We start from the raw sequence: 21,291 nt of genomic DNA, 5'->3' as shown, positions 1-21,291 counted from the left end.
AGAGGAGATTTTCGTGAGTGTCAGCGCGCTCCTCAGCGCTCTGGGCGTCGGTCTCGGCATCGGCCTGGTGGGGCGGCTCGTTTTGCCTGGTCCGAAGGCCGCTCCGGTGTGGCTGACCGTTGCGCTCGGCGTGGCTGCGGCGCTGCTGGGTTCCGTCACCGCCCGGCTGATCGGCGTCGACGTCGAACAGTGGGCACCGCACCGGTTGGTGGCCCAGGCGGGCTTCGCCGTTCCCGCGGTCGTCCTCGGGGTCGTTACCGCCGGACGCCGGCGGACGCAGGACACGACGGTTCATCCGGCCGACCGACCCGAAGACTTCAAGGGCGGCCGGATGCGGGGAGGTCGGCCGGTGAAAGGACAGGCATGACGGTTGTACCAGCGGAGAACCAGATGAGCATGATCTGCGACGGCTGCGGTGACACGGTCACCGGCACGGCCAATGTCCTGCCCGACGCCGAGGTGGTCTGGACGCTGGTCTTCGACAACGGCTGGACCGGCTCGGCCTTCGCCTCGGGACCGCACCACTGCCCCCGATGCTCCCTGAGCCCTCAGCTCAGCGGCAGTCAGTCGCACCTGAGGAACCCACTGGGCATCGATGACCTGGACGAGCATGAAGATCGGCCGGTGGCAGAGGTGGACGTGGCGGAGTCCGTGCGGCGGGCATTGTCCGAGGCGCTCACCCTCAGCCCGCACGTGCTCGTCGATCTGAGTGAGGTGGCCACGATCGACTCCGTGGGCCTGGGCCTGCTCGTTCGGGCCCTTCAGGAGGCGAGGCAAGAGGGGAGAGCGCTGTGTCTGGTAGCGCCCTCCCGGTTCGTCCTGACCGTGCTGCACACCATGCGACTGGAGCACGTCTTCCCCGTCTTTGCCACCCGTACCGCCGCCTTCCAACACTGCACCCGAGCAGTCGGGGCACAGACCCGGCCGGCCCCGCTGGCCCCGACGACGGAGGCGGCACGGTGACGCCCTGGCCCTATCCTGAGCACAACCCCTTCCCCAGCGCCGACCACCCGCTGGACGAGGACCTGCGCCTCGCGGCGTTGGTTGCCCAGCGGCTGAGCATCGACTGGTCCACCCGCCGGCAGCAGATCGCGGTGACCGTACAGAACCGAGTGGTCATCCTGACCGGCCTGGTCGCCGACCACGCCACCCGGCGGGCCGCCGCGGAGCTGGCCTGGGACGTTCCCGGGGTCGTCGACGTGTGCAACGCGCTGACGCTGTTCGTCCGGGGTCGTGGCCGCCGGTGAATCCTCGCCGTCCACGGAGGATCATCCCGACTGGCCAGGTGGCGACCTCCGGTGCCACGCCCGTCGACCCCGCTTGCCCGCTCGTCCGGGCCCGGGACAGCCGTCACGGCGAAGGATGCTGATGTCGTCACTCTCGATCACGCCCACCATCAGGGCCGCCGGCGCCGTGGTGCTGATATTGCGTGGCTCGCTTGGTCGGACCGACATCAGCAGTTTCGCCGGTGCCGTCGGCCGCCTGCTGCGCGCACACCGCCCGAGGCGCATGGAAGTGGACCTGTCCGGGCTACTGGAGCTGGAGCCGGGTACCGCCGAGGCAGTGCTCGCGGTGATACGGACAGCATCGCGGGAGAGCACGGAGATCGTTCTGAGCCACGCACCATCGGCAGTTCGACAACAACTACGGGCAGCCGGTGGGGAGCCCTATCTGACCTGATCGGCCACAGCGACCGGCTGACGACTGGGACACGTCCTGAAGGCGAGGGCAGGCACCGCCTGAGGCAGCGTCTCGGCGGTTTTACTCGGGCCCGGCGGCGGTCGGCGCAGGCGCGCAGGTTCGGGCTAACTCACGCGGTAGCGCCCGGCATGTCGGTGGCTTCCGCACGCCCGGCATCGTGAGTACGGTGAGCGGTGGTGCGCCGGGAAGCCTGGTCGGCAGTCCTGATCCGCATACGCGTCGGAAGGCCCGCCGTGCCCATCCCCGCCATCCGCACCGACCAGCTGAGCAAACACTACGGAGCGGTCCGCGCTCTCGACGGGTTGAACCTGACCGTGAACGCGGTCGTTGCCACCGACCACCACGACGTCCACATCGCCTGACTATCAGGACAGCGGCGGCAGTCCAGAGGCTCGCCGACCGGCTCGCACTCCCTCGACCAGCCGTGGTCGTGGAGCTGTCGGCGTGGCTCGCCGGCCGCAGTGAAGCCTGGCCTCTACCGGCCGCGGTGATGGCCAGGTCGTCAACGGTGGTGGGGATCGTCGTGTGGGTGCCTGCCTGTGCGAGCGGGCCCCGTTCCTGGAGTCATGGGACTGCCGATATGCGGGTCTACCGCCACCGCGCGAGCTGTGGAAAGAGGTATGGGCGGGGATCCGAAGACAGATGCGAGTAGCACAAGGGCATGACAAATGGCCGGCCGCCCTCGACTTCTGGGCGACCGGCCCGACGCGTCCTGGCAGCTACTTCTTGTTCAGGTTGACGATCACGCCCTGGTCGGCGCAGGCGGTCTGCAGTCCGGACATGTGGGTGGTCAGCGGACCCATGTAGGCCAGCGCCCCCATCTCCTCCCCCTTCGGCAGCTGCGACACCTGCCAGACGACGTCCATGAGGGCGGTGCCATGCTTGCGGATGTCTTCGTGCCGGGAGTCCTCGAACAGTTCCCGCACCTCTCGGTACTCGGCCTCGGTCATCTTGTCGTCATCGCTGCCGTCGGTGCTGCCGTCGACGTTCTTGCCGTCACGCATGGCTTTGCACGCGGCCAGACCCGAGTCTTCCTTGATGAAGCCGTCGTACACGGCGTAGCCGGCGACCGCGAGCATGAGCGTGGCGACGGCTGCGGCGGCGGCCACGATGACGGGCTTCCGGTTCGGGTTGGCGGGACCGGGACCGGGGCCGGGGGTGATGAAACCGGCGGGCTGCGGGTGCGGGGGCTGCGGCTGGTTGGGGTCGGTGGGCTGATACTGGTGCGGGTATCCGGGCGCGCCCTGCTGGTAGGGATCCGGCTGCTGCTGCGGCGGGTACGGGTTGGTCATGGTTCAGCTCCCCACGCGGTGATGGCTTGTCGATGCTGCTCGGGCGGAAGAGCCGGCTCCACCTCTTGTCGGGTAGGCGACTGTAGGTGTGCCCGGTCAGGGGACGCGGCGCTGGCCTTTCTCGGTGGCCGGGTTCTACTTGTCCAATCGGGGATGAGCAGAGGGCGGCCCGAGGACGATCCGCCACAGACAACCTCGGCAAGAGCGCCGCACGGCAATGAGCGAAGGTCACGGGTATCAGGAAGCGGAAGAGCGAACGCGGGCTGCGCGGTCACGTCTGCTAGTGGAGGGGCGTGGAGCCGGTCCGCACCGCGCCCCGACCGCCGGGAGCCAGGGGTGTGCGCTGTCACTCATAGGACACGAAGGCGGGCGGGCGCCATCGGCGCCCGCCCGCTTCTCGCAGTTGTGTCAGCGGAGCAGGAACGTCTGGGTCTGCGGGTTCAGCAGCGGCAGTTTTCGGGCCCCGGCCGTCTCGGGCCCGCTATAGCGGAGCACGTCCACGCCGCGGGAGATGTCGTTGGCGATGATTAGGCCGTTGTACCAGTAGGTCGACCACTGGTTGGACTGCATGTCGTAGTAGCCGATCTCCTTCGGGTGCCTCGGGTCGGTCAGGTCGACCACCGAGGTCCCCGAGCCGTACGCCGAGGAGACCAGGATGTTGCGGCCGGCGACCGGCACGTAGTTGAAGTTGTGGTAGGTGCTCGGTTCCGCGCGCGGGATACGCAGGTGACTGAGCGGCGTGCTCGGGTTGTCGACGGCGTACGTCCAGATCGCGCCGAACGGCTCCTGCGCGGGCCCGAAGTACTCATCGCCGAACGTGACGTACTTCCCGTCGTGGGTGAACGCCGCGCTGTGCCAGATGTCGACGTCCGGCGTGTCGATGTCGGCGATCACGTGGGGCGCCAGCGGGCTGCTGATGTCCCAGAGCTGGCCCTGGGACAGGCAGGCCGCGGCGGCGAGCTTGCGCGGGGTCAGTACCTGGATGTCGTGGCAGGCGAAGAAGTCGCCGGACGCGCCGGAGAATGGGTCGATCCCCTTGATGGTGGGCTCGGCGACGACCTTCGCGGCGAGGCCGGCGTCAGCGTCGCCACCCGGTACATCGATCACCGAGATCCGCTCGAAGGGAGCTTGGCAGTCCGGTCCGATGTTGCTGGCGCTCAGCGGGTACGACGCGACGTAGATGTAGGTGCCGCCGTCCTCGCGGGGCACGAGGGTGTGGGTGTGTGACCCGCAGTCGGTACGGATCGCCTGGAGGAACTGGGGCGCGGTCGGGTCACTGACGTCGAAGACCCGTACCCCCTCCCACGCACCGGGGGTAGACGCGGTGACGTTGCGGGACCCCTCGCAGCCCGGCGTGCTCTGTGGCGTGTCCACGGACAGGAACAGCAGGTCGCCCCAGACCGACACGTCGCCCTGGGGGCCGTTGCAGTGCACGTCGGCGAGTTCAATCGGTGTGCCGGGCTCAGAGATGTCGATGACGCGGAAGCCACCGTAGTGGCCGGCGAAGACGAGGTTGCCGGAGAAGGCGAGGTCGGAGTTGACGCCACCGGTGTGCTCGGCGGTCGAGAGCAGGTGCATGTTGCGGCTGTAGCCGTCGGCCGGGCTGCTGGGCGGAGGCGGCGGAACGGACCCGTCGTCCCACGGCTCGTGTGCCTGGGCGGGAGATGCCATCACGGCGAGCAGGATCGACGCGCCAGCGACGGCGAGTGATCGGGTTCGGGAAGGTCTACGCACGGCGTCCCCTCACGTCGGACGTGTCGCCATATGACGCGATCACGCAGGTGAATGTCACACTGTCAAAAATCTTCACCTATCGCTAGACCCTCGGCGAAAACGAACCCCACCCTGGCTGACGGCCCCGGGCCAGATCGTCGCGTTGCTGACGACACGCACCGGGCGAGGCGAGTAGGAACACCGGTCGCACCCACCGACGTCCGACGGAGGACACCTGGCCATGAACTCGTCGACAAGCTCCGCGCTTCCCCCGTACGCGGTGCCCGGCATCCAGCCGCTCCGGGTCAACGAGGAAGGCCGGCATGTCGAATACCGGGGTCACCAGCTCATCCGGACACCGCCGGTGGCTGCGGTGTTCGCTCGCGTACCCGAGACCTTCCTTCCTCTCACCGAGGGGGAGCCGCTCCGTCGCGAGGAGCTCTGCGCGGCGCTCGACGTCAGTTCCCGCGACGGCCTGGCCTGGATCGTCGGCCTCGGCGACGCGGTGAAGTGCATGGTGGACAGCGGCGGTGATTTCGTCGAGGACGACCTGATCGAGGAGGCGCTCGCCGCCCAGCCGGACGTGGTCGAGGTCTACCACGTGGACCGAGAGGTCTTCGACGTGGTGCTGGCGCGCTTCCTGCGGGCCGACGAGATGTTCGCCCGCTGGCTCGACGCCATCACCGCCGCCCACCGGGAGTTCGCCCGGCTCGGCGTGGAGCTGCCCTACTGAGCTGACCCTGCCCCGCCACCGAACTGGGAAGACGTTCGGTTGGTGGGTCCCCCGGCCGAACGACTGTCCCGATCATCCGTTGTGGATGAGTTCGCCCAACTACATGTCGGCGTCTACGACGGTGACGACTCCGCCGGCGAAGGCGCCGGTCCCGGTCCGGCCGGCTCCGCCCAGATCGAGGACCTGTTCGAAGGATTCTTCGCTGGCCGCGGCCTGCCGACGAACGCCGCCGACTTCACCGGCCGCTCGGACTACGGGCCGTTCATCGTCGTCGGCATACCCGCCGGAGGCCTGTTCACCCGAGGCCTTCAGCACACCCACGGGCGTCGGCTCCACGCCCAAACTAGCCGTCGCCGTACGCCCCCTTGACGAATTCCGCTCAGCAACCAGCCGCCACTCTGCCCACGTCACCATCCTGTTCGACGCGTTCGCCGGCGAAAGCCTTGGGGTCGGGCCGCGCCACCCCGACGCCCCCGCCCCCGTGCACGGGCTCGTACAGCAGATGAGCGTCGACTACATCGACACTGACGACGGCACCGTGGCATGGCACAAACAGCCCCGCCACGGGCGAGGCCGTGGCCTCCTCGGTGCCGAGGAGTACAGCGGCCTGCTCGCTATCCTGCCCGCAGCCATCGCCGCCGCCGCTGCGGCTGTCACCACCGGCGAAGCAGGCACGGGCCTGGTCCCCGCACGACACTCAGCCGCACGCCGAGGACAACACGCTGCTGCACCAAGCTCACCGCAGCAGCGACTAGGTCATCACCGTCGATCGCACCCTCGGCGTGGAGTACTTCGACAGCCCCAGTAGCCCCTGGAACTGACCCGGTTGACGAGTACCCTCGACCGACGCTGCTCCACCGCTGTGACCGCTTGATCTGGTCCGCCTGCACGCGCACTGTCATCGGCACATCTGGGCGTCGGCGACTGGCGCCGACGTCACATGCGTTGGAACGCCCACGACAAATGGGTGATCTCCAAGGAGATCACCCATGAACCACTCATCGACGACGCGACCTTCGAGCAAGCCCAAGCGATCTTGCCGCGGCGTGGACGGGGAACCGGCGGTCAACACGTGAAGCAGCGCACCCGCAACCCGTACGTCTTCCGCGGCCTGATCTACTGCACCGCGTGCGACCCAGGCATGCAGGGCCAGTACAACCACGGCGACGCCTACTACCGCTGCCGCTTCCCCCAGGAATACGCCCTCGCCAACCAGGTCCCACACCCCCCGCAATGTGTACCTACGCGAGGACGCTCTCACCGACCCGCTCGACACCTGGCTGGCCTCCGCCTTCGCGCCCCACCGGATCGAACAGACGATCACCGCGATGGCCGACGCCCAGCCCCTGGATCATCCGTCCGCAACCGCCACCGCAGCCCAGACGATCATCACCGAGTGCGACGCCAAGTTGGAGCGCTACCGCGCTGCCCTCGACGCTGGTGCCGACCCGGCGGTGGTCACCGGCTGGATCGCGCGGACCCAGGCCGAACGCGCCCGTGCCGAAGCAGATCTCCACGCGAATGCGGGCACCACCCCGCGCCGAATGAGCCGAGCAGAAATCACGACCCTGGTGACCGCGCTCGGCGACATCGCCGCCGTGCTCCGCGACGCGGATCCTGCCGACAAGGCTGAGGTCTACCGGCAACTCGGCCTCCGGCTGAATTACCACCTGAAGCGCAAACGGTGCGCGCTGCAGTCGATCTCAGCGCGCACCGTGGGGTTATGAGTCGTGTCCGAGGGGGGACTTGAACCCCCACGCCCTATACGGGCACTAGCACCTCAAGCTAGCGCGTCTGCCATTCCGCCACCCGGACCTGCTCGTCCAGCCTACCCTGTCGGCGTCGCCGGCTCTCCCGCCGGTCAGCCGCGCCTGGTGGGCCGCACGGGGCATTACTGTACACGGCCGAGATGGATCATGCACATCGCCGCCGGCCCGGTGCAACGTCGCGACATCTGCCCAGGTCAGAGGCACGAAGCGGACAGCACCGGCGGGGCGCGCCGTCGGGGCGGGTAGCGTCAGGGCACCGTCTACCGGCAGCATTGCTCACGTGTCACAACCCTCCCCCCTCGTCGCCGCTCAGCAGCGGGCGCTCGCCCTCCGTTCCGCCGGTGATCTGCCCGCCGCCCGCCGGCTGCTGGCCGACACGATCGCCTCGGTCCGGCCGGCGTACGGCGAGGACCACCCGGAGGTGCTGGGCACCGCACACCTGCTGGCGCGGATGCACCGCGAGGCCGACGACCCGACAGCCGCCCGGCGGGTGCTGGAGGAGGCGTACGCCGCGGGCGAGCGCCGGTGGACCGGCGCCGAGCCGCTGATGCTGGCCATCTCCTTCGATCTGGGGTCGGTGGCCGAGGAGCTCGGCAACCGCCACGAGGCCCGCCGCAACTACACCCGGGTGGCCACCGCCGGGCCCGCCGTGCTCGGTGAGCACCACCCCGCGGTACGGGCGGCCCGGCAGTACCTCGGCGCTGCGGCACCGGCGATGCCCCCGCCCGTCGCCCCGCCTCGGCCGGCCCCGCAGCCCGGGCCGGTTCCGCTCCGGCACTCCGGGCCGCCCGCCGTCCGGCAGGCCGGACCGCCGAGCACCGCGCCGAGCACTGGCGGCGCGTTGTCCGCACCCACGACCGGTATGCCGCAGCAGAGGCCGGTCGTACCGCCGGTGCGGCAGCAACCCACGGCGCCGGTGCCCCCGCCGCGGACCGTGCCGCCGGCGCCCCAGGCGCCGCCCCTGGCCCAACAGGTCTCCGCACCACCGCAGGCCCCGCCCGCACGGCAGGTGCCGCCCGCGCCGGCACCACCCGCGCCACCGCCGCCCGTCGCGGCCTCGCAGCTGCCGCCCGGGCCACACCGGCAGTTCTCCGTGCCGCCGGCACCCCAGGTGCCGGTGCCCCGGTCGGCCCCGCCCGCGCCGCATCCGCCCGCCCGGCCGACCCCGCAGCCGCCCGTGGTACCCGCTCCCACTCCGCCCCGACCCGGGAAACCCGCGCACGTCAACGCCGCCGCCCCCACCACGTCACCGTGGGCGCCGCCGCACCTGCGGGCCCCGGCCGTGCCCTCGACCACGCCGCACCAGGCGACCGGGCCGGCGGATGCGCGGTCCGGAGCCGACGCCGCGTCGACCCGGCCGCCGGCGCCCGGGCCCGCCGTCGCGACGCCGCCGGCTTCACAGCCCGCGCCGACCCGGACGGCGGTGCCACCACCCCCGGTTCCTCCGCGGGCACAGGTGCCGCCCGGTCCGGTGACCGTGCCCACGGTCGTCCCACCGGCGCCCCAGGTGCCGAGCCGGAATCCGACCCTCCCCGCGCCGCCGGCCGACGCGGTGCCGACGCCACTTCCGCCTCCGCCGGACCACCGGGCGGCCACGGGTACGCCGGTGACCACCGGAGGCACCACGCCGAGTCCGGTGACCACGGCAGGTACGCCGAGTCCGGTGACCACCGGCGCCACCGCGTCGCATGCTTCGCCGGTCACGCCGCCCAACAGGTCGACCGAGCCGCCCGCCAAGGAGGTCCCGCGGCCGGCGGTCCCGAAGGCGCACGGCTGGGACCGGCCGACCATCCAGGTCCAGCAGATAGATCCGCTCCTGCGCGAGGAGGCACAGCGCCAGGCGACGACGCCGCGGGCGACGACCCGACCAACGAACGCCCCGGTCAGCACGCCGCCCGTCAGCGCCCCACCGGTCACCGCAGGCACCGTCAGCGCAGGCCCGGTCACTGCCGGCCCGATCAGCGCGCCGCCGCACGCCGGGGCATCCCAGCCCGTCAGCGCGCCGCCGGTGAGCGCACCACCGGTGCCCCCACCGCCCACGACCGCCCGACCGGTACCCGCACCGCCGGTCGTCAGCGCTCCCCCGGCCACCGCGCACCCGGTCAGCGCTTCCCCCATCCCCGTGCGGCCGGTCAACGCGGCCCCCATCCCGCCGGTCAGCACGCCACCGTTCAACGACACCCCAACGGTCAGCGCGCCACCCGCACCGCCGATCAGCGCGCCGCCCGCACCACCGGTCACGCCGCCGCCCCCACCGCCGGTCGCGCCGGCGCCCGCGCCGCCGATCAGCGCGCCGCCCGTCCCGGTTCCCACGCACCCGATCGGCGCCCCGCAACCACCGCACCGTCCGATCGCCCCGCCGACCCAGCCCGTCAGTGCGGCCCCCGCGCCCAGCACCCCGGCCAACCCGGTGAGCGCCCCGCCAACCCAGCACCATGCGGTCACCCCGCCGGCCCACCAACTCAGCGCGCCCCCCGTGACAAGCGCCCCGCCCGCGCCCTCCTACCCGGTCAGCACCCCTCCGGCGCCGAACCACCCCGTGACCACCCCGCCAGCCCACCAGGTGCACCGTCCGCCGATGCCGCCAGTGGCCAGCGCGCCGCCGGCACCCCATCACCCGGTGAGCGCCACGCCGGTGAGCACCCCGCCCGTCAGCGCCCCACCGTGGGGACTGACCGCGCCCCCGTGGAGCAGCGTCGCGCCGCCGCAGCCACTGACCACCTCCCCGGTCCGCGACGAGCCGGCCGAGGACGAGGGCGCCAGCAGCCAGACCGACACCGATGGGCCGCTGGAACTCGTCGACGAACCGCTGGTCGCGTACGACATGCCGCCCCGGGTGGTGGAGGAGGAGGCCGGCGCCCCGGTCGAGCAGCCGCGCCAGGAGGCGACGTACGCGCCGGTCAGCCCGGTGTATCAGCCGCCGCCGGTGTACCAGGTCGAGGCGCCGCCGGAGCGGCGCGGACGGGGTCGCGTGATGCTGGCCGTCGTGGCGGGCGTCGTGGTGCTGGGGGTCGCGGGGGTCGTCGGCGCGGTGGCGCTGGACCGCGACGAGCCCGGCGTGCCGCCTGCACCGACCGGGGGCACGCCGGGGGCGGCGAAGGCGACCGGTGCGCCGCCCACCGGCCTGAAGCTGCGCGACGACGGGACGAGCGTCACGATCACCTGGTCCGACCCGGCGGGTGGCGGAGCGCCGTTCATGGTCGCCGGCGGGCGCGCCGGTAAGGCGCTCGGCGTGATGGCCACCGTCGACCCGGGACAGACGATCTACACCGTGAACGGCCTCAGCTCCACGGTGGACTACTGCTTCACCGTGCTCGCGGTGTACTCCACGGACGCCTTCGCCACGTCGGGACAGGTCTGCACGGACCGGGAGCGGCGGACGCCGGCGGGCTGACCGACCACGGCGCACACGCTGGGTGTCCACAGGGAGACCCAGCGGGTTCCCCGGTGCCGGCGCGGCCCATATGATGTCCCACGGCTCAGGGGAGGGTCGCCGGGGACACGGCGCGCCACCTGGACAGCCAGACGGGGAGGCAGCCGGACGTGGCCACCATCGACGACTCGGGGCGGAGCACCGTGACCGACACCGCCGCACCGCCACACCGCTCCCGGATGCGCGGCGGGCTGGTCACCATCGGCACGGTGGGCGCGCTGCTGGCGGCGATGGGGCTGACGGTGCTCGGGCTGGGCGCCGCCGACAACGCGGTGGCCAACTACGACGCGAGCAGCTGGTTGTGGAGCGCGGCGCGCAGCGAGATGGCCCGGGTCAACGGCGTCACCGCGCGGGTCGACACCCGGATGGAGATCCCCGGCGCGCGGCGGCACCCGATGCAGGTCACCCAGACCGACCGGCTGCTCATCCTGCGCGACCTGAACACCGGCCAGGTCAGCTCGCTGGACCTGGCCACCCTCCAGATCACCGCGACCACCCGGACCACGCCCGGCCTCGGGGTCAACGTCGTGCTGCACGAGGACGCGGCGTTCGTCGTTGACGCCGTGCAGGGCATCGTCCGGCAGCTGGACCCGCGCTCGCTCACCCCGGTCGGTGAGCCGGTGCACTACCCGCCGGGCATCACCGGCGGCGCGTTCGACGGCAAGGGCCGGCTCTGGATCGCGATCCCCAGCGAGGGCACCGTCTCGGCGGTCACCGCGGCGGAGCTGCCCTCCGCCCCGGCCGATGGCGGCGGCCTCAGCCCGAAGCAGGTCGAGACGTACACGGTGGCGGAGCCGAGCCACGAGCTGGTGGTGTCCACGCTGGACGACGGGGTGGCGGTGCTGGATCGCACCTCGGCGTCGCTGGTCACGGTCCGCGCCGGCGAGACGGTGCGCACCCCGCTGGCCATGTCGTCCGCGGGCACGCTGCCGGCCCGGACCAGCGGCCCGGCCGTGCCGGTCACGGTGGGCGGCGAGCGGCGGGTGCACGTGGTGGCCGACGGCAGCGAGGTACGCCAGTTCACCGTGCCGGGCAGCGGTGACGGGCTCAACGCGGCGGTGGCCTGGGCCGGGCGGTTCTACTGCGCCGACGAGGCCAGTGGGACGGTCTACGCGTTCGACGGCGCCGGCAAGCTGGTCGACACCATTCGGGGTAAGGGGATGACCGGCCCGCTGGAGCTGGATGTGCGGGAGAACCACCTGTTCATCAACGCGCCCGACTCGTCGACCGCCCGGGTTGTCGACGACAAGCACCAGGTGCGCGAGGTCAACAAGTACGCGAACGACGTGCTCGGCGGCGACCCGCCGCCGGTTCCCCCGCCGCCGCCTCCGCCGAAGAAGCCGAAGGTGGGCAAGCCGAGCGCGCCGCGCGGCGTCACCGCGTCCGCCGGCAACGCGCGGGCCCGGGTGAGCTGGAAGCCGGCGGCCGCGAACGGCGCCGAGATCACCAGGTACGTGGTGGAGGGCGGCGGCCAGAAGCACGAGGTGGGCGCCAACCAGCGGGCGGTGGAGATCACCGGCCTGACCAACGGCGAGTCGTACACGTTCGCGGTGCACGCGGTGAACGCCAAGGGCGCCGGCCCGGCCCGGCGGAGCAACCCGGTCACCCCGACGGCGGCGGTGCCGGACCCGCCGGCCGGCGTGACCGCCGAGGCCCGGCCGGACGGCACGGTGCTGGTGAAGTGGCCGGCCGCCAACGGGCAGGGCAACACCATCGCGAAGTACGCGGTGACCGCGACCTCGGCCGGCACGAACGCCCCGGCCGGCGAGTCGGCGAAGACGGAGCTGGTGGTGCCGGCCGGTGAGCTGGAGTACGGCACCCAGTACGCCTTCACCGTGGTGTCCGTCAACGACAAGGGCGCCGGCTCGGCGGCCTCGCCGGTGAGCAACACGGTGGTGCCGTTCGCCCCGCCGGGACAGCCGGCCGGGCTGCGGGCCACCACGGTCGCCGACCAGCGCGGCACCGTCGCCGTGCAGTGGTCGCCGGCGCTCGACAACGGCCGCCCGGTGACGAAATACCTGGTCGACGTCGGGGGCAAGGTCAGCGAGGTGACCGACACGCAGACCACGGTGCCCGGGTTGGACGACGGGCAGAGCGTGACGGTGAAGGTGAAGGCGGTCAACGAGGCCGGCCCCGGCCCGGAGGCCAGCACCACCGCGCGGACGGTCGCGGCGCCCCGGGTGACGGTGACCGGCTCGTCGGCGACCGCCACCGCGGCGACCGTCACCTTCACGGTCGACGCGGGCGGCGGGCAGGCCACCTGCTCGCTGAGCACCGCCGGTGAGGCGGCGAAGCCGGGTCCCTGTTCCAGCATCACGATGCCCGGCCTGACGCCGGGGACGGCGTACACGTTCACGGTCACGGCGAGCAACGCCGCCGGCAAGGGCACCGCGACCCGGGCGCAGACCACCGACCCGCTGTACGGCGTCGCCACCTGCAACAACGGGCCGGACGGAGACCAGCGCACCTACTGCAACGCAGAGGTCGACGGCCGCAACGGCAACGAGGTCTTCTCGGTCCCCCGGCAGGACAACAGCAAGCAGGTCGGCTGGGCCAGGCCGGGGACGCGGCTGAAGGCGTACTGCAAGAAGTCCGGCGACAACGTCGACTCCTGGATCTACAACAGCCAGAAGCAGAGCACCTGGTGGGTGCAGGTCGAGTACTCCGGGCGCAACTACATCCCCTGGGCGTGGCTCAACCTGGAGGGCGGCGACAACATCAACGTCCTGCCCACCTGCTGACGCCGCACCAGCCAGTCGAGGAGCACCACCACCGTGAACAGCCCCCAGGAACCGCTCACCCACCCGGAGGTGCAGGGCTTCGCCGCCCTCGCCGCCCGGCTGGCGGAGAACGTCAACGCGGTCGTGCTGGGCAAACCGCAGGTGGTACGGCTGGCGCTGACCGCGCTGTTCGCGCAGGGGCACGTCCTCCTGGAGGACGTACCCGGCGTCGGCAAGACGACCCTGGCCCGGGCGATCGCCGCGACGGTCAAGGGTGAGTGGCGCCGCATCCAGTTCACCCCGGACCTGCTCCCCTCGGACGTCTCCGGGGTGACCATCTTCAACCAGGCCACCCGGGGCTTCGAGTTCCACCCGGGGCCGGTCTTCGCCAACATCGTCATCGCCGACGAGATCAACCGGGCCTCGCCGAAGACCCAGTCGGCGCTGCTGGAGGTGATGGAGGAGCGCACCGTCACCGTGGACGGCGTCCGGCATCCGGTGCCGCAACCCTTCCTGGTGGTCGCCACGCAGAACCCGGTCGAGATGGACGGCACCTACCGGCTGCCGGAGGCGCAGCTGGACCGCTTCCTGGTAAAGCTGTCCGTGGGCTACCCGGACGAGGCGGTCGAGGTGGAGGTGCTGCGCGGCGCGACGGTCCGCTCCCCCGACTCGCTCAGCGCGGTCACCGACACCGCCACCGTCGGGGAGATGGTCCGGATGGCCCGCCGGGTGCACATCGCCGAGCCGCTCTACGCGTACGCGGTCCGGCTGGCCGCCGCGACCCGCAACCATCCGCAGGTACGGGTCGGGGTCAGCCCCCGGGGCGTGATCGCGTTGACCCGAGCGGCGTGCGCGTACGCGCTGATCGACGGCCGGGGCTGGATCATGCCGGAGGACCTGAAGACCCTCGCCGAGCCGGTCTTCGCCCACCGGCTGCTGCTCACCCCGGACGCGCAGGTGCGCGGGGCGACCCCCGCCGAGGTGCTGCGCCAGGCGATCGCGTCGGTGCCGGTGCCGCTGCCGTCGGGCCAGCCGGCCCCGGCGCACAGCTGACGGCCGTACGCCGATGGGAATCACCGCCCGCGGCGTCGGGCTGCTCGTCGCCGCCGTGCTGCTGCTCGGCGTCGGCTTCCGCTTCGCGTACCCGGAATTGGCGCTGCTCGGCGCGGCGGGCGCAGTGGCGGTCGGCTACGCCGTGGCGACCGCCGCCTGGCGGCCCCGCCTGGAGATCTCCCGCAGCGCCGACCCGGACCGGGTGGCCCGGGGCGAGCCGGCCCACATGACGGTCACGGTCCGCAACGCCGGGCGGCTGCGGGCGGCGAACCTGCTGGCCGAGGACCGGTGCGGCGCGGCGACGGTGCCCGTGCCGGTGCTGCGGCTGCGGCCCGGGCGGGACACCACCGCCCGGTACGAGGTGCCGACCCGACGCCGGGGCGTGGTGCCGGTCGGCCCGCTGCGGGTGACCCGGCGCGACCCACTGGGGCTGGTGGCGCTCTCCCGCTCGTACGGTCGGCCGGTGCCGGTCTGGGTGCACCCGCGGATCCACCCGCTGACCGCGGTGCCCACCGGCGCGGGGCGCAGCCTCGACGGCCGGTCGGACAGCGTGCCGCACGGGTCGATCACCTTCGACTCGTTGCGCGAGTACGTCGTCGGCGACGAGCTGCGCCGGGTGCACTGGCGCACCAGCGCCCGGGTCGGCGAGCTGATGGTGCGGGAGAACGTGGACACCAGCCTGCCCCGGATCGTGGTGCTGCTGGACAACCGGTCCGGCGCCCACCCGCAGCGGGTGGACGGGGTGGCCGAGTCCTTCGAGTCCGCCTGCGAGGCCGCCGCCTCGGTGGTCACCGCCGCCGTCCGGGAGGACCTGCCGGTGGCGCTGCTGCTGGTGGCACCCGGGGAGGACCGGGCCGGCGAGCCGCCGCTGGACCGGCTGGCCGCCGTGGAGCTGACCGACGGCGATGCCGACACGTTGCGCACCTCGGCGAGCCGGCTGCGGCAGGACCGGGCCGGCGACACGCTGGTCTTCCTCACCGGGCCGGGCGGCCGGGGTGACCTGGGGCAGGTGGGCGCGCTGCGCGGGGCGTACCCGTCGGTGGTGGTGGCGGTCTTCGGCGCGGACGGGCCGACGCCGGCCGCCGCGGCGGGCCTGGTCGTGCTGGACGTGGCCGACGGCGCCGGGTTCGCCGCCGAGTGGGACGGGGTCCGCCGGTGGTGACGACGCAGGCGCGCCCGGCCGCGCCCGGTCCGGCGGCGCCGCCCGGCGACGGTCGGGGCGCGACGGTACGGCGGGGGCTGCGCGCGGTGCCGGTGCCGGTGGCGCTGGTCGTGCTGACCGCGCTGGCCGGGGTGGTGCTCGGTCGGGTGTACGCCGACGACCTGCTGACCCGGCTCATGTTCGGCGCGGCGATCGGCTCGGTGCTGGTCAGCGTGGCCGCCCGGCGGCTGCCGTCCTGGCTGGTGGCGCCGGTGTCGGTGGCCGCGATGGCCGGCTGGACGGCGTTCTCGCTGCACCTGGCCGCCCGGCACGCCGACCTGCCGGGCAGCTTCGGGCCGATCGTCGCCGACGCGGCCCGCAACGGCATCCCCCGGCTGCTCACCGCGATGATCCCGGTCGAGCCGGCGCCGGACACCGTGCTGGTGCCGCTGGTGGCGGCCTGGCTGGCCGGGCTGACCGGCGCGGAGGTGGCGCTGCGCGCCGGCCGGACGCTGCTCGGCTTCCTGCCGCCGACGCTGCTCTACGCCGGCGCGCTGTACGTGGTGGGGCCGAACGCGGACCCGGCGACCTGGCCGTCGGTCGCCTTCGCCGGCGCGGTCGCGCTGGGGCTGGCCGCGTCCGACCGGCGGGGCACGCCGGGGACCGCCGACCCGACGGCCGGGCTGGCCCCGTCGGTCCGGGCGGCCGTGCGGGCCCGGCTGGTGGCGGGCACCGCGCTCGGCCTGGCGGTGGTGGTAGGGCTGGCCGCCCTGCTCGGGCCGCTGCTGGCCGCCCGGGTCGACGACCGGCCGGTGGACCCACGCCGCTACGTGGAGCCGCCGCGGGTGGAGTCGCTGGACGAGAACCCGCTGATCCGGATCTCCGGCTGGGCGCTCAACCCGGAGCAGAAGCTGCTGGACGTGACCACGCGGGCGCCGGCCGGGACCGAGAGCCGGATCCGGCTGGCGGTGCTCAGCGACTACGACGGGGTGACCTGGCGGGTCGGCGCGACCTACCGCAACGCGGGTCGGATCCTGCCCACCACGGCATCTGACGCCGGGCCGGTGGAGACCGTCCGGCAGGAGATCACCGTGGCCGACCTGACCGGACGGCTGCTGCCGGCGGTGGCCACCCCGCGCGAGGTCACCGGGGCGCGAGTGGCGTACGACCCGGCGACCGGGACGCTGATCCGCCCGGAGGGGCTGAGCCCGGGACTGCGGTACACGGTCACCTCGGCGCGGGAGCGGCCGGACGCGAACCTGCTCGCCACCGCCGACGTGCCGGCCGGTGCGGAGGTGGCGCGGGTGCTGCGGGTCGCCGACGGTACGCCGGAGCCGCTGCGCAAGCTCGCCGGCCAACTCGCCGAGGACAACGGCGCCCCGTACGCGCGGGCCGCCGCGATCGAGCAGTTCCTCGCCGAGCACTACCGGGTGGTGGCGGACGCGCCGAGCGGGCACGCGTACCCGAACTTGAACTTCTTCCTCTTCGGACCGCGCGGTGGCGGCGGGCAGCGCGGCACGTCGGAGCAGTTCGCGGCGGCGTTCGCGGTGCTGGGCCGGCTGACCGGCCTGCCGACCCGGGTGGTGGTCGGTTTCGAGTCGCGCGGCGACGGTCCGGTCCGGGCCGCCGACGCGTTCGCCTGGCCGGAGGTGCTCTTCTCCGGCGTCGGCTGGGTGCCGTTCGACCCGCTGCCCCGCCCGGACACGGAGCCCCGCCCGGTGGAGGAGGACTTCCGGCCGACGCCGGACGACCCGCCCCCGTCGGAGGTGCCCGAGCCGACCGTGGAGCCGACCGCGACCTCGCCGGCGGTGGCCGCCGCGGACGGTCCCGCCGGTGACCGGGGCGTGTCGACGCCGGTCCTGGTCGCCGTGGCGGTCACCGGCCTGCTGCTGCTCATCGGGGCGGCGCTGGCCACGCTGGCCGGGATGCGCCGGGCGCAGGCCCGGGCCCGCCGGGAACGGGGTGACCCAAGCGAGCGGATCGCCGGCGCCTGGCGGGAGGTCACCGACGCGCTGCGCCTGGCGGGCCGGCCCGTCGGCGGCGACCTGGCCGCCACGGAGGTAGCCCGGCACGCCCGACGAGCTCTCGCCGACGCCCGCGCCACGACGACCGCCGACCGGACCGCTCCCCCGACCGCTCCTGCGACCGCCGACCCGACCGGCGAGACCGACCACGCCGGATACGCCGGGTACGGCCCGGCCGTCGCCACCGCACCGGCCATGGTGGACGGACCCGACGTGGACGAGCTGGCCGTCCTGCTCAACCAGGTCGCCTTCGCGCCCGGTAGCGCCACCCTGGCCCACGCCGACCGGGCGTCGGCACTCGCCGAGCAGTACGTGGCGGCCCTGCGCGCCGCCCGCCCCCGCTGGCGCCGCCTGCTCTGGTCGGTCCACTTCGGCCCCCTCCGCTGGCGCCCCTGACCCCACCCAGGCACCCCGCCCACAAGGGGCGAGCCGGGCAACGCCAGCGCGGGCTCCGGCCTCGGTGATCAAGAGGTTTGCGTCGGGAAACCGGCCCGCCGAGACGCAAACTTCTTGATCACCGAGCAAGCCGGGCGGGAGGGGGCGGGAGGGGAAAGCGGTCAGGCGCGGAGGCGGCGGACGAGTTTGCGGAGGCCGGCCTGCCAGCCGTCGGGGTCCTGGGCGCGGCGCAGGGCGTACGCGGCGACCTCGGGGTGCGGCAGGATCAGGAAGCGCTCCTCGGCCAGCCCGGCGATCGCCGCGTCGGCCACCTGGTCGGGCGTGAGCACCGCGCCGGAGGCCGCGATCACCCGGGCGCCGAGATGGCCGGCGGCCAGCCCGTCGGCGAGCATCGGGGTGTCCACCCCCTGCGGGCAGAGCGCGCTGACCCGGATGCCCTGGTCGCGGTAGGTGATCGCCAGCCACTCGGCGAAGCCGACCGCCGCGTGCTTGGTGGCGGTGTACGGGGCGTCGCCCACCGCGGTCAGCACGCCGGCCGCCGAGCACGTGTGCAGCAGGTAGCCCTCACCCCGCGCCAGCATCGCCGGCAGCACCGCCCGGGCGGCGTACACGTGGGACAGCACGTTGACCCGCCAGGACCGGTCCCACTCCGCGTCGGCCGCCTCCACGCCCCCGCCGGTGGCCACGCCCGCGTTGGCGCAGAACAGGTCGATCCGGCCGTACCGTCGCTCGGTGTCGGCGACCAGCTCGCGGACCTGGTCCTCGTCGGTGACGTCCACGGCGACGGCCCGGGCGATCGGGCCGACGCTCTCGGCCACCGCGCCGGTGGCGGTGGCGTCCAGGTCGGCCAGTACCAGCGCCGCCGCGCCCTCGGCGGCGAACCGGCGCGCGAGCGCCGAGCCGATGCCGCCGGCCGCTCCGGTGATCACCGCCACCCGGTCGGTCAGGTTCACGCCTGCTCCTCCCCCGCCGGCCCGAGCCGAGCGATCAGGTCACCCAGCGCGGCGGCGCCGCCGGACGTCAGCTCCGGGGTGGGCAGCAGCGCGAGCACCGGCACGTCCACCCCCGCCTCGGCGTAGCGGCGCACCTCGGCGCGGCACCGCTCGGGCGAGCCGTGCAGCACCAGCGCGTCGACCACCTCGTCGGGGACGGCCGCGCCGGCGCCCCGCCGGTCCCCGGCGGCCCAGGCCGTCCACATCGGGCCGAGGGCGCTCTCCCGGCCCAGCCAGCGGTGGAACTCGGCGTACGCCGGCACGGTCAGGTAGCTGGTGATCAGCCGCCGGCCGAGGGTGCGGGCGTAGCCGGCGTCCTCGGTGGGGCAGACGAAGATCCGGGCGACCACCTCGAAGCCGGGGCCGCGTCCGCCCAGCTCGGCGAGGGCCTTCGGCACGTCGTCGGCGGCGAGCCAGTTGAGGATCACCCCGTCGGCCTCCGCGGCGGCCAGCCGGAGCATCCCGGGGCGCAGCGCGGCCAGCAGCACCGCCGGCGGCACCGCCGGTGGGCGTTCGAGGGTGAACCGGCGTACGGCGAAGGTGTCGAACGCCCCGTCCACCGTCTCCCCGCGCAGCGCCGTCTTCAGGAAACGCAGCACGTCCCGGGTACGCCGGAACGGCTCGGTGAACGGGATCGCGTTCCAGTCGTCGACCAGCACCGGCGAGGAGGCGCCGATGCCGAGCGCGAAGCGCCCCGGGGCGGCCTCGGCGAGCGCGGCGGCGCTCATCGCCAGCAGCCCGGGCCCCCGGGTGAAGACCGGGGCGATCGCGGTGCCGAGGCGCAGCCGCGGCTGCCAGGCGGCGGCGAGGGCGAGCGGGGTGAACGCGTCGGCGCCGTTGACCTCCGACGACCAGACGTCGGTGAACCCGGCCCGGTCGAGGGCGGCGTAGACCGCGGCGTGGTCGGCGAGCGGGACGCCGCCCAGCGGCACCGTCATGCCCCATCGGTTCGTCATCCGGTCGATCGTGCCCGCTCGCCGGCACGGGAACAAGAGCCGGGAGCACCGCGGCACTCGACGCGTTCCGCGCGCCCGCCGGGACGGACGGCGGTGCCCCCACGAGATCTGCGCTACCGGCCCGGGCCATCGCCGGTCGGACCGGGCCAATGGCCAGCAGGTGGTGTGGGCCACTGCGGTCGGTGGCGTGAGCCATCGCCGGTCGGTGGTGTGGGCCACTCCGGTCCCGGGCGCCAGCGCACCGCGCTCGGCGGGACTCCCGGGTGCCCCACGGCGACGCTAACCTTCACCGGTGACCTTCTCCCTCGTCGCCCGGTCCGCCGACGGCCGCCTGCACGGCGTCGCCGTGGCCAGCAGGTTCCTCGCCGCCGGCGCCCTGGTGCCGGGGGCCGAGGCCGAGGTGGGCGCGGTGGCCAGCCAGGCCCACGCCAACCTCTCCTACCGGCCGAACGGGCTGGCGCTGCTGCGCGCGGGCGCCCCCGCCGCCGACGTGATCGCCCAACTGGTCGCCGCCGATCCGGGCCGGGACGACCGGCAGCTCGGTGTGGTCGGCGCCACCGGCCCCGGCGCCACCTGGACCGGCCCGCGCTGCGGCGGCTGGGCCGGTGGCCTGGCCGGCGACGGCTGGGCGGCCCAGGGCAACATCCTGGCCGGTCCGCAGGTCGTCGAGGCGGTGCGCGACGGCTGGCTGGCCGGGGAGTCGCTGCCGTTCCCGCAGCGCCTGCTCGCCGCCCTGCGCGCCGGTGAGCAGGCCGGGGGCGACCGGCGCGGTCGCCAGAGCGCGGCCCTCCTGGTGGTCGAGCTCGGCGGTGGGTACGCGGGCACCGGTGACAACCTGGTCGACCTGCGAGTGGACGACCACCTCGACCCGGTCGGGGAGCTGCACCGGCTGCTCGACATCCACACCATGCTCTTCGGCAAGCCCGACCCGGCCACCCTGCTGGAGCTGGCCGGCCCGCTCGCCGACGAGGTGGCCGGTCTGCTGGCCGCCGCCGGCCACCCTGTCGACGGCGCCGGGCTGACGGCCGCCGTCCACCCGGTGGGCGCCGCGGCGCCCGCGACGGTCGCCGGGCCCGCGCTCGAGGAGGCGCTCGCTTCCTGGGCGGGCTGGGAGAACCTCGAGGAACGGCTGGTGCCGGGGCACATCGACCCGATCGTCCTGGCGCACCTGCGCCGCACGGTCGCCGCGATCCCCGCGCCCCGCATCGGCGACTGACCGGTCCACGGCGACCGCTGCCCTGCCCGGCACGCCGCTGCCCTGCCGGGCACGGCGACCCGCTGCCCTGCCCGGCAGGCGACCCGCCTGCCCTGCCGGCGCGGCGACCGCCCTGGGCGCGAGCCGGCCGCGGAGCCGGCGACCCGGCCGGC

17 protein-coding genes, 1 tRNA gene and 2 pseudogenes are annotated in these 21,291 nt (G+C 73.9%); 15 read left to right on the top strand and 5 right to left on the bottom strand.

Features of this window, described 5'->3' with window-relative positions; translation table 11 throughout:
* Nucleotides 1-13: 13 nt before the first annotated feature.
* From M2302_RS14270 to M2302_RS14245, 6 genes and pseudogenes are all read left to right on the top strand, one after another.
* A complete protein-coding gene (locus M2302_RS14270) occupies nucleotides 14-367 on the top strand; it encodes a hypothetical protein (protein WP_280838367.1) in 354 nt (117 codons plus the stop codon).
* On the top strand, nucleotides 364-963 hold the full coding sequence (locus tag M2302_RS14265) for an STAS domain-containing protein (protein ID WP_280838366.1): 600 nt from the start codon (nucleotides 364-366) through the stop codon (nucleotides 961-963). The genes M2302_RS14270 and M2302_RS14265 overlap by 4 nt, the downstream gene beginning before the upstream one ends.
* On the top strand, nucleotides 960-1,247 hold the full coding sequence (locus M2302_RS14260) for a BON domain-containing protein (protein ID WP_280838365.1): 288 nt from the start codon (nucleotides 960-962) through the stop codon (nucleotides 1,245-1,247). The genes M2302_RS14265 and M2302_RS14260 overlap by 4 nt, the downstream gene beginning before the upstream one ends.
* 121 nt (nucleotides 1,248-1,368) lie before the next feature.
* A complete protein-coding gene (locus tag M2302_RS14255; RefSeq protein ID WP_280838364.1) occupies nucleotides 1,369-1,680 on the top strand; it encodes an STAS domain-containing protein in 312 nt (103 codons plus the stop codon).
* Between the two features lie 254 nt (nucleotides 1,681-1,934).
* Nucleotides 1,935-2,063 (top strand): hypothetical protein, encoded by a 129-nt coding sequence (locus tag M2302_RS14250; RefSeq protein WP_280838363.1) that lies wholly within the window; start codon nucleotides 1,935-1,937, stop codon nucleotides 2,061-2,063.
* Nucleotides 2,064-2,169: 106 nt separating this feature from the next.
* A pseudogene (locus M2302_RS14245) lies at nucleotides 2,170-2,353 on the top strand (hypothetical protein).
* Nucleotides 2,354-2,420: 67 nt separating this feature from the next.
* Here the strand turns inward: M2302_RS14245 and M2302_RS14240 are convergent.
* Together M2302_RS14240 and M2302_RS14235 are read right to left on the bottom strand one after the other, a co-directional pair.
* Complete coding sequence (locus M2302_RS14240) at nucleotides 2,421-2,993, bottom strand: hypothetical protein (protein WP_280838362.1); 573 nt, start codon at nucleotides 2,991-2,993, stop codon at nucleotides 2,421-2,423.
* Nucleotides 2,994-3,401: 408 nt separating this feature from the next.
* Nucleotides 3,402-4,664 carry a hypothetical protein gene (locus M2302_RS14235; protein WP_280838412.1) on the bottom strand — a complete coding sequence of 421 codons (1,263 nt, stop codon included), beginning with the start codon at nucleotides 4,662-4,664 and terminating at the stop codon, nucleotides 3,402-3,404.
* A gap of 283 nt (nucleotides 4,665-4,947) precedes the next feature.
* Here M2302_RS14235 and M2302_RS14230 point away from each other — a divergent pair, with 283 nt between their 5' ends.
* The 3 genes and pseudogenes from M2302_RS14230 to M2302_RS14220 all read left to right on the top strand — a co-directional run bounded on the left by M2302_RS14230 (nucleotide 4,948) and on the right by M2302_RS14220 (nucleotide 7,166).
* The gene (locus tag M2302_RS14230; RefSeq protein WP_280838361.1) at nucleotides 4,948-5,439 is read left to right on the top strand and encodes a hypothetical protein; all 492 of its coding nucleotides are present in this window, start codon (nucleotides 4,948-4,950) and stop codon (nucleotides 5,437-5,439) included.
* A 111-nt stretch (nucleotides 5,440-5,550) separates the two neighbouring features.
* Nucleotides 5,551-5,739, top strand: a pseudogene (locus M2302_RS14225) (aminopeptidase); the annotation flags it as partial.
* 935 nt (nucleotides 5,740-6,674) lie between these two features.
* Nucleotides 6,675-7,166 carry a hypothetical protein gene (locus tag M2302_RS14220; RefSeq protein WP_280838360.1) on the top strand — a complete coding sequence of 164 codons (492 nt, stop codon included), beginning with the start codon at nucleotides 6,675-6,677 and terminating at the stop codon, nucleotides 7,164-7,166.
* A 4-nt stretch (nucleotides 7,167-7,170) separates the two neighbouring features.
* On the opposite strand, the gene M2302_RS14215 is transcribed toward M2302_RS14220, so the two are convergent.
* A tRNA-Leu gene (locus M2302_RS14215) sits at nucleotides 7,171-7,254 on the bottom strand.
* Nucleotides 7,255-7,488: 234 nt separating this feature from the next.
* Between M2302_RS14215 and M2302_RS14210 the strand changes: the two genes are divergently transcribed.
* From M2302_RS14210 to M2302_RS14190, 5 genes are all read left to right on the top strand, one after another.
* On the top strand, nucleotides 7,489-10,602 hold the full coding sequence (locus M2302_RS14210; RefSeq protein ID WP_280838359.1) for a tetratricopeptide repeat protein: 3,114 nt from the start codon (nucleotides 7,489-7,491) through the stop codon (nucleotides 10,600-10,602).
* A 218-nt stretch (nucleotides 10,603-10,820) separates the two neighbouring features.
* Nucleotides 10,821-13,382 (top strand): fibronectin type III domain-containing protein, encoded by a 2,562-nt coding sequence (locus tag M2302_RS14205; protein ID WP_280838411.1) that lies wholly within the window; start codon nucleotides 10,821-10,823, stop codon nucleotides 13,380-13,382.
* A 33-nt stretch (nucleotides 13,383-13,415) separates the two neighbouring features.
* The gene (locus tag M2302_RS14200; protein ID WP_280838358.1) at nucleotides 13,416-14,414 is read left to right on the top strand and encodes a MoxR family ATPase; all 999 of its coding nucleotides are present in this window, start codon (nucleotides 13,416-13,418) and stop codon (nucleotides 14,412-14,414) included.
* A 13-nt stretch (nucleotides 14,415-14,427) separates the two neighbouring features.
* The gene (locus M2302_RS14195; RefSeq protein WP_280838357.1) at nucleotides 14,428-15,576 is read left to right on the top strand and encodes a DUF58 domain-containing protein; all 1,149 of its coding nucleotides are present in this window, start codon (nucleotides 14,428-14,430) and stop codon (nucleotides 15,574-15,576) included.
* 86 nt (nucleotides 15,577-15,662) lie between these two features.
* Complete coding sequence (locus M2302_RS14190) at nucleotides 15,663-17,975, top strand: transglutaminase domain-containing protein (RefSeq protein WP_280838410.1); 2,313 nt, start codon at nucleotides 15,663-15,665, stop codon at nucleotides 17,973-17,975.
* Between the two features lie 161 nt (nucleotides 17,976-18,136).
* Here M2302_RS14190 and M2302_RS14185 read toward each other — a convergent pair whose 3' ends face one another.
* Both M2302_RS14185 and M2302_RS14180 read right to left on the bottom strand, forming a co-directional pair.
* A complete protein-coding gene (locus M2302_RS14185; RefSeq protein ID WP_280838356.1) occupies nucleotides 18,137-18,928 on the bottom strand; it encodes an SDR family oxidoreductase in 792 nt (263 codons plus the stop codon).
* Nucleotides 18,925-19,905 carry an LLM class F420-dependent oxidoreductase gene (locus M2302_RS14180; RefSeq protein ID WP_280838409.1) on the bottom strand — a complete coding sequence of 327 codons (981 nt, stop codon included), beginning with the start codon at nucleotides 19,903-19,905 and terminating at the stop codon, nucleotides 18,925-18,927. Before M2302_RS14180 ends, M2302_RS14185 begins: the two co-directional genes overlap by 4 nt.
* Before the next feature lie 310 nt (nucleotides 19,906-20,215).
* On the opposite strand from M2302_RS14180, the gene M2302_RS14175 reads away from it, so the two are divergent.
* Nucleotides 20,216-21,139 carry a DUF1028 domain-containing protein gene (locus tag M2302_RS14175; protein WP_280838355.1) on the top strand — a complete coding sequence of 308 codons (924 nt, stop codon included), beginning with the start codon at nucleotides 20,216-20,218 and terminating at the stop codon, nucleotides 21,137-21,139.
* The last annotated feature ends 152 nt before the right edge of the window (nucleotides 21,140-21,291 follow it).

Source organism: Micromonospora sp. A200 (assembly GCF_029893845.1).
GTDB lineage: Bacteria > Actinomycetota > Actinomycetes > Mycobacteriales > Micromonosporaceae > Micromonospora > Micromonospora purpureochromogenes.
The sequence above is the reverse complement of the archived record's forward strand: the minus strand, read 5'-3'. Positions and strand labels throughout refer to the sequence as shown.

Excerpts from the sequence above, each read along its gene's own strand:
- M2302_RS14195 (WP_280838357.1), top strand. The coding sequence starts at position 14,428 with ATGGGAATCACCGCCCGCGGCGTCGGGCTGCTCGTCGCCGCCGTGCTG.
- M2302_RS14255 (WP_280838364.1), top strand. The coding sequence starts at position 1,369 with ATGTCGTCACTCTCGATCACGCCCACCATCAGGGCCGCCGGCGCCGTG.
- M2302_RS14180 (WP_280838409.1), bottom strand. The coding sequence starts at position 19,905 with ATGACGGTGCCGCTGGGCGGCGTCCCGCTCGCCGACCACGCCGCGGTC.
- M2302_RS14265 (WP_280838366.1), top strand. The coding sequence starts at position 364 with ATGACGGTTGTACCAGCGGAGAACCAGATGAGCATGATCTGCGACGGC.
- M2302_RS14205 (WP_280838411.1), top strand. The coding sequence starts at position 10,821 with ATGCGCGGCGGGCTGGTCACCATCGGCACGGTGGGCGCGCTGCTGGCG.
- M2302_RS14240 (WP_280838362.1), bottom strand. The coding sequence starts at position 2,993 with ATGACCAACCCGTACCCGCCGCAGCAGCAGCCGGATCCCTACCAGCAG.
- M2302_RS14230 (WP_280838361.1), top strand. The coding sequence starts at position 4,948 with ATGAACTCGTCGACAAGCTCCGCGCTTCCCCCGTACGCGGTGCCCGGC.
- M2302_RS14235 (WP_280838412.1), bottom strand. The coding sequence starts at position 4,664 with ATGGCATCTCCCGCCCAGGCACACGAGCCGTGGGACGACGGGTCCGTT.